Source organism: Sediminicola sp. 1XM1-17, assembly GCF_037203765.1.
GTDB lineage: Bacteria > Bacteroidota > Bacteroidia > Flavobacteriales > Flavobacteriaceae > Sediminicola.
Map to the genome: position 1 here is coordinate 398,710 of NZ_JBBCAS010000002.1, position 16,063 is coordinate 414,772.

General features: G+C 39.9%; 13 protein-coding genes. 7 read left to right on the forward strand and 6 right to left on the reverse strand.

Annotated features, from left to right (window positions below):
- Nucleotides 1–38 precede the first annotated feature (38 nt).
- From WAA86_RS04800 to fumC, 3 genes are all read left to right on the forward strand, one after another.
- Nucleotides 39–500: a hypothetical protein gene (locus WAA86_RS04800; RefSeq protein WP_337299847.1), complete on the forward strand. Its 462-nt coding sequence runs from the start codon at nt 39–41 to the stop codon at nt 498–500.
- 15 nt (nt 501–515) lie between these two features.
- Nucleotides 516–2,990, forward strand: coding sequence for a TonB-dependent receptor domain-containing protein (locus tag WAA86_RS04805; protein ID WP_337299848.1), 2,475 nt, complete (start codon nt 516–518; stop codon nt 2,988–2,990).
- Nucleotides 2,991–3,531: 541 nt separating this feature from the next.
- Nucleotides 3,532–4,929, forward strand: coding sequence for a class II fumarate hydratase (gene fumC / locus WAA86_RS04810; protein ID WP_337299849.1), 1,398 nt, complete (start codon nt 3,532–3,534; stop codon nt 4,927–4,929).
- 75 nt (nt 4,930–5,004) lie between these two features.
- Here fumC and WAA86_RS04815 read toward each other — a convergent pair whose 3' ends face one another.
- Entirely contained in the window at nt 5,005–5,892 is an 888-nt protein-coding gene (locus WAA86_RS04815) for a hypothetical protein (protein ID WP_337299850.1), read from the reverse strand.
- Nucleotides 5,893–6,071: 179 nt separating this feature from the next.
- Between WAA86_RS04815 and WAA86_RS04820 the strand changes: the two genes are divergently transcribed.
- Both WAA86_RS04820 and WAA86_RS04825 read left to right on the forward strand, forming a co-directional pair.
- Nucleotides 6,072–6,539 (forward strand): GNAT family N-acetyltransferase, encoded by a 468-nt coding sequence (locus WAA86_RS04820; RefSeq protein WP_337299851.1) that lies wholly within the window; start codon nt 6,072–6,074, stop codon nt 6,537–6,539.
- Nucleotides 6,540–6,626: 87 nt separating this feature from the next.
- Nucleotides 6,627–7,421, forward strand: a complete 795-nt coding sequence (locus WAA86_RS04825; RefSeq protein WP_337299852.1) for an MBL fold metallo-hydrolase — start codon at nt 6,627–6,629, stop codon at nt 7,419–7,421.
- Nucleotides 7,422–7,477: 56 nt separating this feature from the next.
- Here WAA86_RS04825 and ettA read toward each other — a convergent pair whose 3' ends face one another.
- From ettA to WAA86_RS04840, 3 genes are all read right to left on the reverse strand, one after another.
- On the reverse strand, nt 7,478–9,169 hold the full coding sequence (gene ettA / locus WAA86_RS04830) for an energy-dependent translational throttle protein EttA (protein WP_337299853.1): 1,692 nt from the start codon (nt 9,167–9,169) through the stop codon (nt 7,478–7,480).
- Between the two features lie 35 nt (nt 9,170–9,204).
- Nucleotides 9,205–9,387 carry a CAL67264 family membrane protein gene (locus tag WAA86_RS04835; RefSeq protein ID WP_062054425.1) on the reverse strand — a complete coding sequence of 61 codons (183 nt, stop codon included), beginning with the start codon at nt 9,385–9,387 and terminating at the stop codon, nt 9,205–9,207.
- Nucleotides 9,388–9,460: 73 nt separating this feature from the next.
- A complete protein-coding gene (locus WAA86_RS04840) occupies nt 9,461–10,444 on the reverse strand; it encodes a Gfo/Idh/MocA family protein (RefSeq protein WP_337299854.1) in 984 nt (327 codons plus the stop codon).
- Nucleotides 10,445–10,520: 76 nt separating this feature from the next.
- Here WAA86_RS04840 and WAA86_RS04845 point away from each other — a divergent pair, with 76 nt between their 5' ends.
- The gene (locus WAA86_RS04845) at nt 10,521–12,149 is read left to right on the forward strand and encodes an acyl-CoA carboxylase subunit beta (protein WP_337299855.1); all 1,629 of its coding nucleotides are present in this window, start codon (nt 10,521–10,523) and stop codon (nt 12,147–12,149) included.
- Between the two features lie 58 nt (nt 12,150–12,207).
- Nucleotides 12,208–12,630 carry a DoxX family protein gene (locus WAA86_RS04850; RefSeq protein ID WP_337299856.1) on the forward strand — a complete coding sequence of 141 codons (423 nt, stop codon included), beginning with the start codon at nt 12,208–12,210 and terminating at the stop codon, nt 12,628–12,630.
- 56 nt (nt 12,631–12,686) lie between these two features.
- Here WAA86_RS04850 and WAA86_RS04855 read toward each other — a convergent pair whose 3' ends face one another.
- Both WAA86_RS04855 and WAA86_RS04860 read right to left on the reverse strand, forming a co-directional pair.
- Nucleotides 12,687–14,684 carry a TonB-dependent receptor plug domain-containing protein gene (locus tag WAA86_RS04855; RefSeq protein WP_337299857.1) on the reverse strand — a complete coding sequence of 666 codons (1,998 nt, stop codon included), beginning with the start codon at nt 14,682–14,684 and terminating at the stop codon, nt 12,687–12,689.
- Between the two features lie 10 nt (nt 14,685–14,694).
- Entirely contained in the window at nt 14,695–16,041 is a 1,347-nt protein-coding gene (locus tag WAA86_RS04860) for a M24 family metallopeptidase (protein ID WP_337299858.1), read from the reverse strand.
- Nucleotides 16,042–16,063 lie beyond the last annotated feature (22 nt).

Sequence of the window (16,063 nt, forward strand, 5' to 3'; positions counted from 1 at the left end):
CTTCCAGTATTTTTGGACTCTAACCAATCATTATAGATATGAAGACCAAGAATTCACACATTTTCACAGTATTGATGCTACTTTTTTCAACCAGCTTGATCCAGGCCCAATACGGCTATGGAAACGGGTATGGAAACAATGGTTATGGCAGAAGGCAGAGCAATGTTCCCCAGGCGCAACAAGCTCCAGAAAAGGCAGAACCAATGACTGCGGAAGAAATGGTAGAATCGCAGATGCCCGCCATTGCAGAAGCCTTGGAATTGAACGAATTTGAAAAAGCAGTTGTCAGTACCACCCTTATCAAGTACATGAGGCAACGCATAGAAATTCAAATCTTGCAATTGGAGGCAGATAAAATGATGGAAGCCTATGAACGGATAAACTTGGAACAGGATGCGGAATTGAAAGCCGGACTTCCGGAGGAAAAATATCAAGCCTTCTTGGATATGAAGGAAGATGGCATAAAGAAAACGAAACGAAAAAAGAAAAAAAAGAATTAAGAATCAAATCAAGCTATGAAAAAACTAATACCACTACTACTTATTTTAACAACGGCCTTAACCTACGGCCAAAGACCACAAAGAGACACAAATCCTATTACAGTAAGTGGTACAGTTTTGGATCAGGAATATGGAGGGCCTTTGGAATATGCCACTCTAATATTGCAAAGTGTAAATAACCCAGAGAAAGTAACGGGAGGAATCACAGATATTGACGGTAAGTTTAGCGTAGAAACAGAACCTGGTTTGTACAATATTAGAGTAGAATACATTTCCTATAACACTTATCGTTTGGACAACCAGCGTCTTAATACATCCAAGAATCTGGGCACCATCAAATTGGGGATCAATGTGGAACAGTTGGAGGCTGTGGAAGTAGTCGGGGAAAGGACAACGGTAGAAGTTAGGCTCGATAAAAAAATATATAATATAGGTAAGGACATTACCACAAGTGGTGCCAGTGTTAGTGATGCTCTGAACAACGTACCTTCCGTAAGCGTAGACGTAGAAGGTGCCATAAGTCTTCGAGGTAATGAAAATGTACGGATTCTCATCAATGGTAGACCTTCTGCCCTGGCAGGGTTCGGTTCCAACGATGCCTTACGACAGTTACCCGCAGACGCAATTGAAAAGGTGGAGGTCATTACCAGTCCTTCTGCCAGATATGATGCTGAAGGGACGGCCGGTATCTTGAACATTATCCTGAAAAAGGAAAAAACCTTGGGTTTCAATGGTTCCATCAATACCAGTATTGGTTATCCGGCTGCAAGTCAGCTTAGTTCCAATATCAACCTACGTACAGACAAATTCAACATTTTTAATACGCTGGGTTTCAGTTATAGACAACCCCCCGGTGGAGGATTCGCTGATAATACATATACCAGTGGAGATTTTGATAGAATCATAGAGGATAGGGACATCGAAAGGGAAAACCTTAGTTTTAATTTCAACATTGGAATGGAATACTTTCTAACCGATAAATCTTCTATTACAGCTGGATATTTCGCAAGAATTTCAGATGGAACCGATGTCACGGAGAACCTAAGTAGACGCTTTGTAGGAACCGATATCGCCAGTAGAACAATTAGAACAGAAGAGGAGAATGAAGATGATAAAAGCAATCAAATATCATTAAATTACATAAATAACTTGGATGATGACGGTCAAAAGCTAACAGCAGACTTACAGTACTCCTTTGATACCGAAGACATTTTTACCGTGATTCAAGAAAACAATACGTTTCCCAATAACGATTTATTGGCCTTTGAAAATATTACGGAAAAGGAAAACCAGAAAGAATTTTTATTTCAAGCGGATTATGTCTTGCCTTTGGGAGATGCACAGTTTGAAGCAGGATATCGTGGAAATTTTGAAGTGACCGATAATCCTTTTAAATTGGAAACGGAAGATTTGGAGACTGGGGAATTAGTGTTAAGACAAGACAATAATTTTAAATATACCGAAAATGTTAATGCGCTTTATACCCAATATGGCAATAAGTATGGAAAATTCTCTTTTCTGGCTGGATTAAGATTAGAAAACACCCAATTAAAAGGAGAATTGACATCTTTTGATCTTGAGGCCTTACAGGAATCTATAGGAGAAGATATCGACGTTAATTTTGACAAAAACTATTTAGGTCTTTTCCCTACCTTGAACTTGATCTTTGAAATAGCAGAAAGAGAGAACATAACTCTAGGTTACAACCGTAGAATCAATAGACCAAGAGGTTGGTATATCAACCCATTTCCATCGAGGTCCAGTAGAACCAATATTTTTCAAGGAAACCCGGATTTGGACCCTGCTTTTGCCAATGCGTATGACCTTGGTTATTTAAAAAGATGGGAGAAGCTAACCTTTACCTCCTCTATTTACTATCAGAAAGAGACCAATTCTTTTGAAAGAGTTCAGGAAGAAACGGGAGAATTGACAGAAGATGGTATTAGGATTATTCGTACCGTACCTATTAACCTATCTACCAATGAAAGGATTGGTGCAGAGGCGGGCGTACTTTATAATCCAACTAAATGGCTTCGTTTAAACTATAGCTTCAATTTTTTTCAATTTTCAACCGAGGGGGCTTTCAACGGTGTGGATTATGGCGCGCAAAATACGAGCTGGTTTACCCGATTTAGTTCCAAGGTAACCTTACCCGGTAAATTAGAGTGGCAAACCAATGCCTTTTATTCCGGTCCCAGTAACAATGCCCAGACGACCAATGAAGGAATTTTTTCCCTGAATTTGGCCTTCAGTAAAGATATCATGGGTGATAAGGGTACACTTGCATTTAACGTTAGTGATCTTTTAAATTCTAGAAAAAGAAGATCTTTTACGGAGACCGACTTTTTCACCTCCAATAGTGAGTTTCAATGGAGACAAAGACAGTTTAATCTTTCGTTTGTCTACAGGTTCAATCAGCCTAAAGGAAAGCAGAATGGCAGACGAAATAACATGCCAGAAGATGAGGAAAGAGATTTTGGTGGTTCTTAATGGAAATCAGTCATCAAGACGTTCAAAGGAGGCCAAATGGCCTCCTTTTTTATATTTTGATCTCTTGGTACGGTTTGCAATAAATTGGTGCTTTTCCCAAGCTACCGAACCAGGTAACAGATAACAGACTGTAATTGTATTAAATAATAATTTGACAAGCTCTAGTCCAAATCATGAATTGAAACTGATGTCCAAAAAGCATATTGGGGGCGTAAACAAAAAAGAAGCCTTTTGGCTTCTTTTATTATTCGTTGCGTTTCGCTTTTCTGGCGTCGCGTTTTTCTTTCAAGAATTCCAACAATGAACCACCCAACCAATAAGGAATAACAAAGGTCAACAGAAAAATCATTAACCAAAATCCAATGGTAAGTATCGTTAAAAATGCTAAGAAACCTAAGTACTGGTCGAATTCAAACATGAGTGATAAATTTTAACGTTTACAAAGATACTTTGAAATAGATGAATACTACAAATCAAATTCAAAAAAAATGGAAATAAATTGGCAAAGCAGTACCTTTGTGAGAAACAAAACCACTTTAAAATGAGCTTTAGAATTGAAAAAGACACCATGGGAGAGGTTAAGGTCCCATCCGATAAATATTGGGGTGCCCAAACAGAGCGTTCCCGAAATAATTTTAAAATAGGTCCTTCGGCTTCCATGCCCTTGGATATTGTCTATGGCTTTGCATATCTTAAGAAGGCGGCTGCCTTTGCCAATCACGACCTTGGAGTCCTCTCCAAAGAAAAAAGGGACATGATAGGTGCAGTTTGTGACGAAATATTGGAAGGTAAGCACAATGATCAGTTTCCTTTGGTTATCTGGCAGACGGGTTCTGGAACACAGAGCAATATGAACGTCAATGAGGTTGTTGCCAATAGGGCACATGAGATGGCCGGTCATAAAATAGGAGAAGGAGAGAAAACCATCCAAGCAAACGATGATGTGAACAAATCTCAATCGTCCAATGATACTTTCCCAACAGGAATGCACATTGCGGCGTATAAGAAAATTGTAGAAGTCACCATCCCTGGAGTTACCCAACTTAGGGATACCCTACATAAGAAAGCACAAGAATTCAAAAATGTGGTGAAAATTGGGCGTACCCACCTTATGGATGCCACTCCCCTCACCTTGGGTCAAGAATTTTCGGGTTATGTTTCCCAATTGGACCATGGACTGAAAGCTTTGAAAAACACATTGCCGCATTTAAGCGAATTGGCATTGGGTGGTACTGCTGTAGGCACAGGACTGAACACTCCGGAGGGTTATGATGTGCTGGTGGCAGAATATATTGCCAAGTTTACCAATCTACCTTTTGTTACTGCAGAGAATAAATTTGAAGCTCTAGCTTCCCATGATGCCATTGTAGAAAGCCATGGTGCCTTAAAGCAATTGGCCGTGGCCCTGAATAAAATTGCCAATGATATTAGAATGATGGCCTCAGGACCACGTTCTGGAATTGGCGAAATCATTATCCCCGCAAATGAACCTGGAAGTTCCATTATGCCTGGGAAGGTAAATCCCACACAATGTGAGGCACTCACCATGGTCTGTGCGCAGGTAATGGGGAACGATGTAGCCATTACGGTAGGTGGAACCCAAGGGCACTACGAACTGAATGTGTTTAAGCCAATGATGGCAGCAAATATCCTGCAATCAGCAGAATTGCTGGGTGATGCCTGTGTGAGTTTTGATGAGAATTGCGCCATTGGAATAGAACCAAACCATGCTGTAATCAAACAATTACTGAACAATTCATTGATGTTGGTCACTGCATTGAATACTAAGATAGGATATTATAAAGCAGCTGAAATAGCCAATACAGCCCATAAAAATGGAACCACTTTAAAAGAAGAAGCCATAAACCTTGGTTATGTTACCGCTGAGGATTATGATGATTGGGTAAAGCCCGAGGATATGGTAGGATCCATGAAATAAATTCGCAATAGCGAACAAGCAAAATAAAAAAGGGGCAATCAAATGATTGCCCCTTTTTATTATGAATAGTGTTTACTATTTCAAGGTGAACTTGGAAGTTCCCAATAATTTTAATTTACCATCATAAACGTTTACCATGTAATTCCCTTTTTGGAAATCACCAGCGGGTTTGCTGATATAGTCACAAACATCCAATGACTTGTTCTCGTAATAGAAGTTTGTTTCTTTGCTATAGGTTACAGAAGCTCCGCTATCAACAGTTTTAGAAAAACTCTCGCCCAATACGTTTCCTTGAGGATCCAATACTTCAATATAGAATTCTCTATCACCTGCCTGTGCAATGGCATTGTTGGCCACAGTAAAACAAATCTTAAATTTATCTGTACCTCTTGCTCTTTGCGTAGAAACCATTTTACCACTAGATCTTTCTTTTACAGCATCAACAGAGAACTTTGAAAGGTTAAGTGCCGATCCTCTTTCTACAGCAGAAGCCAATTGCGTATTCTGTACTACCAATGAATCATTGAAAACAGTTTGTTTTTCCAACTCAACAAACGTACTGTCTCTCTGCATGGCCAACCTACTGTTAGACCTTGTAAGAGAATCTACTTGTTTCATTAGTTGCTCTCTTTCTTTCTTCAAAACTGTAACTTGGTTTCTAAATCTGTATAAAGCAGAAATATCACCCTTCATAGTTTTAACAGAATCTATGTACTTTGCAATTTTGTCCCTAGCGATTACCAATTCTTCGTTAGTGGCATTACTTTCCAAGATAGCTTTGTCGTATTCCGACTTTAAGCTGTTCAAATCTTCAACTACCAACTGCTTTTCTTGTTGCAAGATCTCAGTAGTCTTTTGTTTGTCTTTATAAAGACTTACGGTGTAAATAATAGTACCCAATAAAATGATACCTAGTAATCCAGCGATTACTTTTAAACTGTTATTGTTTTTTGTCTCAGTCATAATTAAATTATTAATTAACCTTAGTTGATTTTACTTTTTGTTAAAAGTTGATTGTTTGTATACGACTATATACGTCGCAATTGTTCTTTTAGATTTTTTTGTGGAAAAAAAATTTTATTCCGCACAATAAACAATTCTTAACCTTAATTTTATGCTTTCATATTATTATTGATCCTATCATGTCCTTGAAAATAATACCCTTTGAACCCAAATATGCAGTCTCCTTTAAGGAACTTAATATGGCTTGGCTGGAAAAATACTTTTATGTGGAGCCACATGATGCCGAACTGTTGGAAAATTGTGAGCAGACAATCGTTGATAAAGGAGGTTATATCTTCTTTGCCCAATATGACGGCAGCATTGTAGGGTGCTTTTCCTTGATCAAATTGGAGGACGGGATATACGAACTGGGTAAAATGGCCGTAGATCCCAACTACCAAGGACTAAGAATTGGGCAAACCTTAATGGAACATGCCTTGGGTTTTGCCAGGTCGCACAGCTGGCAAAAAATAATCCTGTATTCCAATACGAAATTGGAAAATGCCATCTATATCTATAAGAAGTACGGGTTCACAGAAATTGAATTGGAAAAAAATACCCCTTACGAGAGAAGCAACATTAAAATGGAATACCTTATAGATCGATAATCCTTATATGACTAAAAGAATTTTCGATTTAAATATTCACCTTTCCAACAGCCTGTAGAATATCTTTAGAAATAAATCGTACATTTTATGAAATCAATCTTAATTGTATTTACTGTGCTTTCATCCATCCTGTTGGGATGTAAGGAAAAATCTAAGGAAATGTCCAGCCAACCAGCTCTTAACGAAACCTCGGTGGCAAAAACGGTTCAGGCGGATCTGAAAATTATTCCTATAGCGCATGCCACCACTGTTCTTGAATGGGACAATCTAACCATTTATGTTGATCCAGTTGGCGGTGTCACTGCCTTTGAAGGACAGAAGCAACCCGACCTCATTTTAATTACCGATATTCACGGAGATCATTTTAGCCTAGAAACGCTTCAAGAACTGAATACAGAGAAAGCAAAAATTGTTGTTCCCCAGGCTGTAGCCGATAAAATGCCCGAAGAATTCGCAACACAATTGGATGTTTTGAACAATGGGCAATCCAAGGAACGCTATGGCATCACCATAGAAGCTATTCCCATGTATAACTTAAGGAAAGAAGCACTTCAGATGCACCCCAAAGGCAGAGGAAATGGCTATATCTTGAACATGGATGGCAAGCGTCTTTACTTTTCAGGAGATACAGAGGATATTCCTGAAATGAGATCCTTGGAGAATATTGATATGGCCTTTATATGCATGAATCTACCCTATACGATGACCGTGGAAAGTGCCGCCGATGCTGTCCTGGCATTTAAACCCAAAGCGGTTTACCCCTACCATTACAGGGGAAATCCAAATGTAAGTGACGTCTCTGCCTTTAAAGCCTTAGTAGAAAAAGGTAACTCAGACATCCAAGTAATTCAGTTGGACTGGTATCCTTCAGAGACTTATTAAAACAAAAAAAATCCCGTTGTGCAACGGGATTTTTTTATCTTGATATGGATCGTTATCTAGCGGATCAATTTTTTATACTTGATACGTTTTGGCATAATATCACCACCCAAACGTTTTTTCTTGTTTTCCTCATAATCAGAGAAAGATCCTTCAAAGAAGTATACTTGTGAATTCCCTTCAAACGCTAAAATATGTGTACAGATCCTATCCAAAAACCATCTATCGTGAGAAATGACCACTGCACAGCCAGCAAAATTCTCAAGACCTTCTTCCAAAGCTCTCAAGGTATTTACATCCAAGTCGTTCGTAGGCTCATCCAATAACAATACGTTTCCTTCTTCTTTTAAGGTCATGGCCAAATGCAGCCTGTTACGCTCACCACCGGAGAGCATATTTACTTTTTTGTTCTGCTCGCTGCCAGAAAAGTTGAACCTGCTCAAATAAGCCCTGGAATTTACTTGTCTTCCCCCCATCATGATTAGCTCCTGCTCATCACTAAAGTTTTGCCAAATAGTCTTTTCAGGATTAATATTGGAATGGCTCTGATCTACATAAGCAATCTTTGCCGTGTCTCCCACCACAAACTCACCACTATCGGGATTCTCTTCTCCCATGATCATTCTAAAAATGGTGGTCTTACCAGCACCGTTAGGTCCTATAACACCAACAATTCCCGCTTGTGGTAATTTGAAATTTAAATCCTCATATAATAATTTGTCACCATAGGCCTTGCTAACTCCAATGGCCTCAATAACATTGGTTCCCAATCTTGGACCATTGGGGATATAAATTTCCAAGTTTTCGTCCAATTGTTTCTGGTCTTGGCTCAGTAATTTATCATAATTTTTTAAACGTGCCTTTTGTTTGGTCTGTCTTCCCTTTGCTCCTTGACGTACCCACTCCAGCTCACGCTCCAATGTTTTTTGTCTTTTGGAGGCCACCTTGCTCTCATCGGCCATACGCTTCGACTTCTGATCTAACCAAGATGAGTAATTCCCTTTCCAAGGAATACCTTCACCTCTATCCAATTCCAAGATCCATCCCGCAACGTTGTCTAGGAAATATCTATCGTGTGTCACGGCAATTACAGTTCCCTTGTATTGAGCCAAGTGATGCTCCAACCAATGTACGGACTCTGCATCCAAGTGGTTAGTGGGCTCATCCAAAAGCAATATTTCTGGCTCTTGCAACAAGAGCCTACATAGTGCCACTCGTCTTCTTTCCCCTCCGGAAAGAACGGAAATCTTTTTGTCGGGCTCGGGCGTGCGCAAGGCATCCATGGCTATTTCCAATTTGGTGTCCAATTCCCAAGCATCAGTGGCATCTATCTTATCCTGTAACTCAGCCTGTTTATCCATCAGTTTTTGCATCTTATCCGCATCCTCATAAACTTCAGGAAGACCAAACATATCGTTGATCTTATTGTATTCGTCCAAAATAGCCACCGTATCGGCAACACCTTCTTTAACGATCTCCAATACCGTTTTGGATTCATCGAGCTGTGGCTCTTGCTCCAAATAACCCACCTTATAACCGGGAGAGAATACTACATCACCTTGAAAATTCTTATCTACCCCGGCAATAATCTTTAATAACGTAGACTTACCAGATCCGTTAAGACCCAAGATTCCAATCTTAGCTCCATAGAAAAAGCTTAGATAAATATTTTTTAATACCGGAGTATTGGCTGTCTTATAGGTTTTGGTAACCCCAGACATGGAAAAAATGACTTTCTTATCGTCAGACATAAAATAATATAATTAAAATTGATGATTTGGCTCAGTTATACCCTGCCCTTTAAGGCATTGAACACCCAAGCTATAGCAAAAAAACCAATACCAACTGCTGCAAAACCCCATCCTGCAATATCCTTATATCTAAAAGCCCCAAGCGCAATCAATGAAAGGCCTACAATGATCATTATAAAGGTCGCCCACGCAAGCACGGTATTCTTGTTCATTCCCATATTCTGTTAGTTTTTTTTGGTACCGACAAATATCGTAAATTTTAAAAGATTTAATAAATGAAAAGAAAAAACTTTAGCCCTCAGATGGAAAGGCAATACCTGTTTGTTCCCTTATGTGGTCCATGATCTCCATCAATTCCAAACTATTTTTATGGGACCACAGGTTACTTTCCAGTTTTCCGGAAGCCAAGCAAGTATTGACCTCTTCAATTTCATAGCTATAACCCTTACCAATGGTAGGTTCCGTTATATTGTCTTTCTCTCCCTTTCTTTCAAAAGTAAAACCATTGGTTTCGTGCCATCTTGGGTGAATATAAATGGAACCATCAGTCCCTGTGATCTTGGCCTTCATTTCGGAATTACTGGTTAGACCAGAGTAGAGCATGGCTTGTGCCTTATCGTACTCGAAGATCAAAGAAGTCTGAATTTCCGCACCAGTATGGTGAAATTTCGAGGATGCGAGTATCCTATGAGGTTTTCCCAGCATTAGGTAGGCCAAAAATATGGGATAAATACCTATGTCCAATAGAGACCCCCCTGCAAGGGCAGGATTCAACAAACGCCCCTCTTCCTCCCTGTCCAGAGCATAAAAGGCGAAATCTGCCTGCAGGTAACTTATATCACCTATTTTTTTTGCATCCACCATTTCCTTGATTTTTCTAATGGACGGGTTGAACCTAGTCCATAGGGCTTCCATCAAAAACACCTTGTTTTTATGGGCAGCTTCCACCATTTTCATCACTTCTGCCTTATTGATCCCCATTGGTTTTTCACAGAGAACATGTTTTCCATGCTCCATAGCCGCTATGGCCAAAGCTGCATGATAGGTATGGGGAGTGGCAATATAAATGATATCGACTTCCGAAGCATTGAATAGCTCTTCATAACTGCCATAGGCATAGGCTGCATCATATTCTTTGGCAAATTCGGAAGCTCTATCCAAATTTCTTGAGGCCACCGCTACCAATTTTGAACTTTTGGTCAGCCTAAGATCTTTGGCAAAACTATGGGCTATTCGTCCAGGGCCCAAGATACCCCATCGTATTTTGTTTTCCATTTTCAACTTAAGTTTTGTCAAAGTTAATCAATATAACTCCTTATCTTTATGCCACAAAAAGAAACTATTTCAAGGAATGGACATTAACTTCAACAAGAACGAAGACCATAATAAATTACTACTATCAACCTTAAAACAACGCTTGGCCAAAGTTCATTTGGGTGGTGGAAAAGGCAGAATCGAAAAACAGCACGAGCAGGGAAAAATGACCGCTAGGGAGCGCATTGATTATTTGTTGGACAAGGGCAAAAAATCTATTGAAATAGGGGCTTTTGCCGGAGAAGGAATGTATTCGGAACACGGTGGGTGTCCTTCTGGTGGTGTGGTAATCAAAATTGGATATGTAAAGGGCAAACAATGCATCGTGGTAGCCAATGACGCTACAGTGAAGGCCGGTGCTTGGTTTCCGATAACCGGAAAGAAAAACCTAAGGGCACAGGAAATTGCCATAGAAAACCGATTGCCCATCATTTACCTTGTGGACAGTGCCGGTGTTTACCTTCCCATGCAGGACGAAATATTTCCCGATAAGGAACATTTTGGACGCATATTTAGAAATAATGCGGTCATGAGCAGTTTGGGGATCACCCAGATAGCTGCCGTTATGGGCAGTTGCGTTGCGGGAGGTGCCTATTTGCCCATCATGAGTGATGAAGCACTGATTGTGGATAAGACAGGTAGCATATTTTTGGCAGGAAGTTACCTAGTAAAAGCTGCCATTGGCGAAAGTATAGACAATGAAACCTTGGGTGGGGCAACCACGCATTGTGAAATAAGTGGCGTTACGGATTACAAAGCCAAGGACGACAAGGACGCCCTAGATACCATTAAAAACATTATTGATAAAATTGGAGATTTTGATAAAGCCGGCTATAATAGAACAGCGTCCAAAAAACCAATCAAAAAACAAGAGGACATCTACGGAATTTTGCCTGCTTCCCGTTCCGATCAATATGACATGTTGGAAATCATTGAAAGATTGGTGGACGATTCTGAATTTGAACAGTATAAGGAAAGATACGGCAAGACAATTTTAACAGGGTATGCCCGTATAGATGGTTGGGCCGTTGGAATAGTTGCCAATCAAAGGAAGGTGGTAAAGACTACCAAAGGCGAAATGCAATTTGGCGGGGTCATTTATTCGGATTCAGCAGACAAGGCTACCCGATTTATTGCCAACTGTAACCAAAAGAAAATCCCATTGGTATTCTTACAAGATGTAACCGGTTTTATGGTAGGCAGCAAAAGTGAGCATGGAGGTATTATAAAAGATGGTGCCAAAATGGTGAATGCCGTCAGTAATTCTGTAGTACCCAAATTCACCATAGTTATTGGTAATAGTTATGGTGCAGGTAATTACGCCATGTGTGGAAAGGCTTTTGACCCAAGGTTTATTGTAGCCTGGCCCAGTGCAGAATTGGCTGTAATGAGTGGGAATTCTGCTGCCAAAGTGTTATTGCAAATAGAAAAAGCCTCTTTAAAAAAGAAGGGGGAAACTATAACTGAAAAGAAGGAAGCTGAGCTTTTCGCTAAAATCAAAGACCGGTACGATGACCAGGTGTCTCCATATTATGCCGCTGCTAGGATATGGACAGATGCCGTAATAGATCCATTGGAGACCCGAAATTGGATTTCCTTGGGTATTGAGGCCGCCAATCACGCCCCGATAGAAAAGAAATTTAATTTAGGGGTCCTACAGGTTTAATTTTGTTATATCGCTTATTTTCAGTAATTTAATAGGAGTAATTTTAATCTTTTCAATCATGGGAACTATTAAAACACTCAACAAGTGGGCGAATAAGCATACCTATTACCCTCTTGACCTATTGCGTATTGCTCTAGGTCTTTTTCTCTTTGTGAAAGGTTTGTATTTCATTGGCAATACCCAAATGATTTTGGAACTCATTGCTCCTTTAAAAGGATTTGCAGGTAGTATGTTAGCGGTTCATTACGTGGCGCCGGCACATCTAATAGGAGGACTACTCATCGTTTTCGGATTGTATACCCGATGGGCCGTTCTTACCCAGCTGCCCATAATTATTGGAGCCGTCCTTATTAATTTTATAGGCGAGATGAATACTACCAATTTAATATTGGCCATTACCGTTCTAATTGTTTGTGTATTCTTCCTTTTTTATGGATCCGGAAAACATTCAACGGATTATTACCTAAAAATGGAATCTTGATCTTTCGTTACAACGTGGGTATATTTTTATCAGCACTATAGAATGGCAAAGTCATGCTATTCCACGATTATCGTTGCCACATTTAATTTTTGTAGCGGTTCGGTGAAATTGACCATAACCTCTTTTTTTGATTGTTCCGGAGTTCCAAAATTTTCATAGATACTACATTTTAAAGTAAAAATTTCGGGAGTACTGTCCCCGTTACTTCCTAAATACGTAGCATTAAATATCCATTTCCCGCTAACATCCCCATAGAATTCAAATTCCTCACTTGTATATCCATGCTCAATTTCATCTTGGATTCTTTCCGATTTGGATGCATAGCTATGGTCCCAATCAAAGAATCTATTATCAGGATTTACAAACTGTAATTCAAAGTCGGCCTTGGGCGTATTCCACTCAAAAACCAATCTCACATTATATTTTAAATTTTGGAAATATTTTGGATCTACTTTAGTGGTATTCAGTTTATCTTGATGAAGAAAAAGGATGTTCCTTATTTCGCGATCCAGTGTTTTTGATAACTGTTCATTGTTGAAAGAGACATTGCGCTTGGCCAGAGCCAACAATTGATCCAATGCCTGTTGCGACTTCCCTTGGTCTGCAAGAGCCAAAGCAATATCAAGATTGGATTGGACCATCTTAGGATCTAAAACCAAAATCCTTTCGTTGATCTGGACAACTTCCTTGTATGCCCCAATGGAAGACAGGGCCAAAGCGGCCGATTTTAACTTGGGAATATCATTGGGGAACAATTCTACCATATTGGATAAAGCCCTCACGGCAATCTCAGGCTCGCTAGCCTTAAAATAATTAAAGGCGTCCATATAGAACTGAACACTGCTGCCATTAAAATTTCGCAACGCTATATAGGTCTCATAAGCTTCATTTGGTGATGAAGATTTTTGCAAAGATTTCAAAACAGCGGTATACGTGGTTTCTATCTGATCAATATCCTCCACGTAAACATTGTTCTTTAGCCTTGCCATATCTTGTTTTTGACCTTTAACAACTGGTGCCTTTGAGCTCTTGGTAGTGATCAAGATTACTCCATTGGCACCTAAGGTCCCATATTTTGTCGTAGCCGCCATGCCTTTTAAGACTGTGATATCCGCTATGTTGTCAGGATTCAAAAATCCAAAATTTGCCAATGGGGAAGAGCCGTTGGAATTGGATTGTTGTTGTGGCACCCCATCAATAACGATGAGACCATAGTTGTTCAATAACATGGAATTATCAGTACGCATTTTCACTTGGCTGATATCCTGGTTCTGCTTAACCTCTACACCTGAAAATTTATTCTGGACAGATTGTGATACATTGGTTTGTATTGGAGTAATATCCTCCTCCCCTATGGATTGTACTGCCACACCTACCCTATCTTCGTCTATCTCACCAGAAGCAGTCCTCACTGTTCTATCTTCCTTGTTATTCCTAGTATTTTCTGTCACAACAACCTCTTCCAAATTTATTCCCAGCGATCTTGGTTCATTTGCTTTAGCTGGTTCAGAATTGGATGCTTTAGGGGAGCCTGTTACATCCTCCTTTGCTTCCAAAACCCCATAATCGAATATCCTGGCCTTATTGGCCACCAACAGTTTGTTAAGTCCAAATTGATCTTTATTGGGGCTACTGTTTATAATAAAGGTCTTAACTCCAAAATTTGGAACGGTACCGGCCATATTCTGGTTACCATCTGTAAAGAGCAATAAATCGGTGTGATGTAAGGAGATAACTTGTTCCAGTGCCCCATAATTGGTAGCACCATCATAGATTACCTTATTCAGTTTCTCTTTGAGGGCCGTCCAGTTTCCGTTGCTGATCTGAATTTCTTGGTTTTCGATAACGGCATTGCTGAAGATTACCAAGTTTACCTTGGCTTCCTGGTTGACCTTGAAGTAATTTTCCAGAAATTTAAGATCATTTTCAATGGACCTATTTGCCATGGATAGGGACGCATCCCAACCTACCATTACATATTTTTCATTTTGAGCATGGACAGTTCCGCAGATGACAAGGAGCCAGAAACAGCATAAAAATCTTTTAAATCCCATAAAAGTTAAATTAATTTCCCTGATGACCCTTTATCCGTGGGATCAACAATAACTCGGTCTGCCTTCCGTTCACATATCTAAATCCGTCCTCACCATAAAAACCTGCCTCCTCCAACATTATTCGGATATCCCTATTCCACTCAGGAATTGTTATTGTAGTATTCAATTCTATGGCATACACCGTATTTGGATTTAATGGATAATTCTCACCATCATCTTTCATCACCCCGCCCTGTGAATCCCACATGCCAATGGTAGTACCTGCTGAATGTCCGTACATACCCAATGGATGGGTATAAATAGACGGCCTCAATCCAGCGGCTTTGGCCTCCGACAGGGATTTCGCCAAGATTTCATTTCCTGTACGGCCGGCAATCATATTCTTTGTCAAAAAATCTTGTACCCTATTCCCATCTTTTAACCCATTGACCAAAAATGCGGGAGCCTCTTTTTCCCCAGGCTTCAGGACATAGGCCAATTCCTGGCAATCGGTGTTGAGACGCAAATAGGTAATTCCAAAATCGCAATGCAATAAATCTCCCGGAAGGATCACCATATCCTCTGGCCTTCCAGAAAAAGAATATAGGTGGGATACCAATTCATCACTGGTTCTTTGGATATCTACGGTAGGGTGAAACCATGTCTCAAGGCCCAAATCGGTTACTTTTTGTCTCATCCACCATTCAACCTCAGTTGTGGTGGTCACTCCCGGTGTAATTACTTTTTCAGAAAAGGCTTCCGCTATGATATCATGGGTAATATCAACCAACTGATTATAGATAACCATTTCCCTTTCCGTCCTTGTCTCAATCCATCCTACGGCCAATTTTTCTGCTGAAGTCACGCTGGACAGGTATTTTTTGGGAAGGTTGGCCATAAACTCATCATAATCGGTTTTGTCCAAGCCATCGGCTATGTTATGGTCCTTTGAATAATTGAGTCCAATTTTGGATGGCTTCCTTTCTTCGATCAATTGTATCAATCGCTTCCATTGATCTGGTTCTTTTTCCTTGTCCCATGCAGATGAAATGCTCTCCCCTACGTTATAACGGGCCACTGCAAGTTTTTCGATCGTATTGTTGGACTTGTTTCTGTAAAACATAAGAATGGTCCGCCTCCTTGCATTCAGCCAAGTGGCGGGCAACATGGTTTTAATTACGGGGTCCTCATTGTATTCCCTTGAGATGACAATCCACATATCAATACCTGTTTTATCCATTAAGGTTGGCAACAAGACATTGAAACGGTCCTCCATTATTTCATCTACAACTTTGGCCCTTTCCACCTCTGGTAATATTTGTTGGGCATTGGAGGCGATGTTAAAAAATAATAAAAGGATTAAAATGGTAGTTCTCATTGGATTGTTTGGTTTTAATTTG

Bases quoted from the DNA above. Each gene is read 5' to 3' on its own strand.
- WAA86_RS04800 (WP_337299847.1), top strand. From the start codon at position 39: ATGAAGACCAAGAATTCACACATTTTCACAGTATTGATGCTACTTTTT.
- WAA86_RS04805 (WP_337299848.1), top strand. From the start codon at position 516: ATGAAAAAACTAATACCACTACTACTTATTTTAACAACGGCCTTAACC.
- fumC (WP_337299849.1), top strand. From the start codon at position 3,532: ATGAGCTTTAGAATTGAAAAAGACACCATGGGAGAGGTTAAGGTCCCA.
- WAA86_RS04815 (WP_337299850.1), bottom strand. From the start codon at position 5,892: ATGACTGAGACAAAAAACAATAACAGTTTAAAAGTAATCGCTGGATTA.
- WAA86_RS04820 (WP_337299851.1), top strand. From the start codon at position 6,072: ATGTCCTTGAAAATAATACCCTTTGAACCCAAATATGCAGTCTCCTTT.
- WAA86_RS04825 (WP_337299852.1), top strand. From the start codon at position 6,627: ATGAAATCAATCTTAATTGTATTTACTGTGCTTTCATCCATCCTGTTG.
- ettA (WP_337299853.1), bottom strand. From the start codon at position 9,169: ATGTCTGACGATAAGAAAGTCATTTTTTCCATGTCTGGGGTTACCAAA.
- WAA86_RS04835 (WP_062054425.1), bottom strand. From the start codon at position 9,387: ATGGGAATGAACAAGAATACCGTGCTTGCGTGGGCGACCTTTATAATG.
- WAA86_RS04840 (WP_337299854.1), bottom strand. From the start codon at position 10,444: ATGGAAAACAAAATACGATGGGGTATCTTGGGCCCTGGACGAATAGCC.
- WAA86_RS04845 (WP_337299855.1), top strand. From the start codon at position 10,521: ATGGACATTAACTTCAACAAGAACGAAGACCATAATAAATTACTACTA.
- WAA86_RS04850 (WP_337299856.1), top strand. From the start codon at position 12,208: ATGGGAACTATTAAAACACTCAACAAGTGGGCGAATAAGCATACCTAT.
- WAA86_RS04855 (WP_337299857.1), bottom strand. From the start codon at position 14,684: ATGGGATTTAAAAGATTTTTATGCTGTTTCTGGCTCCTTGTCATCTGC.
- WAA86_RS04860 (WP_337299858.1), bottom strand. From the start codon at position 16,041: ATGAGAACTACCATTTTAATCCTTTTATTATTTTTTAACATCGCCTCC.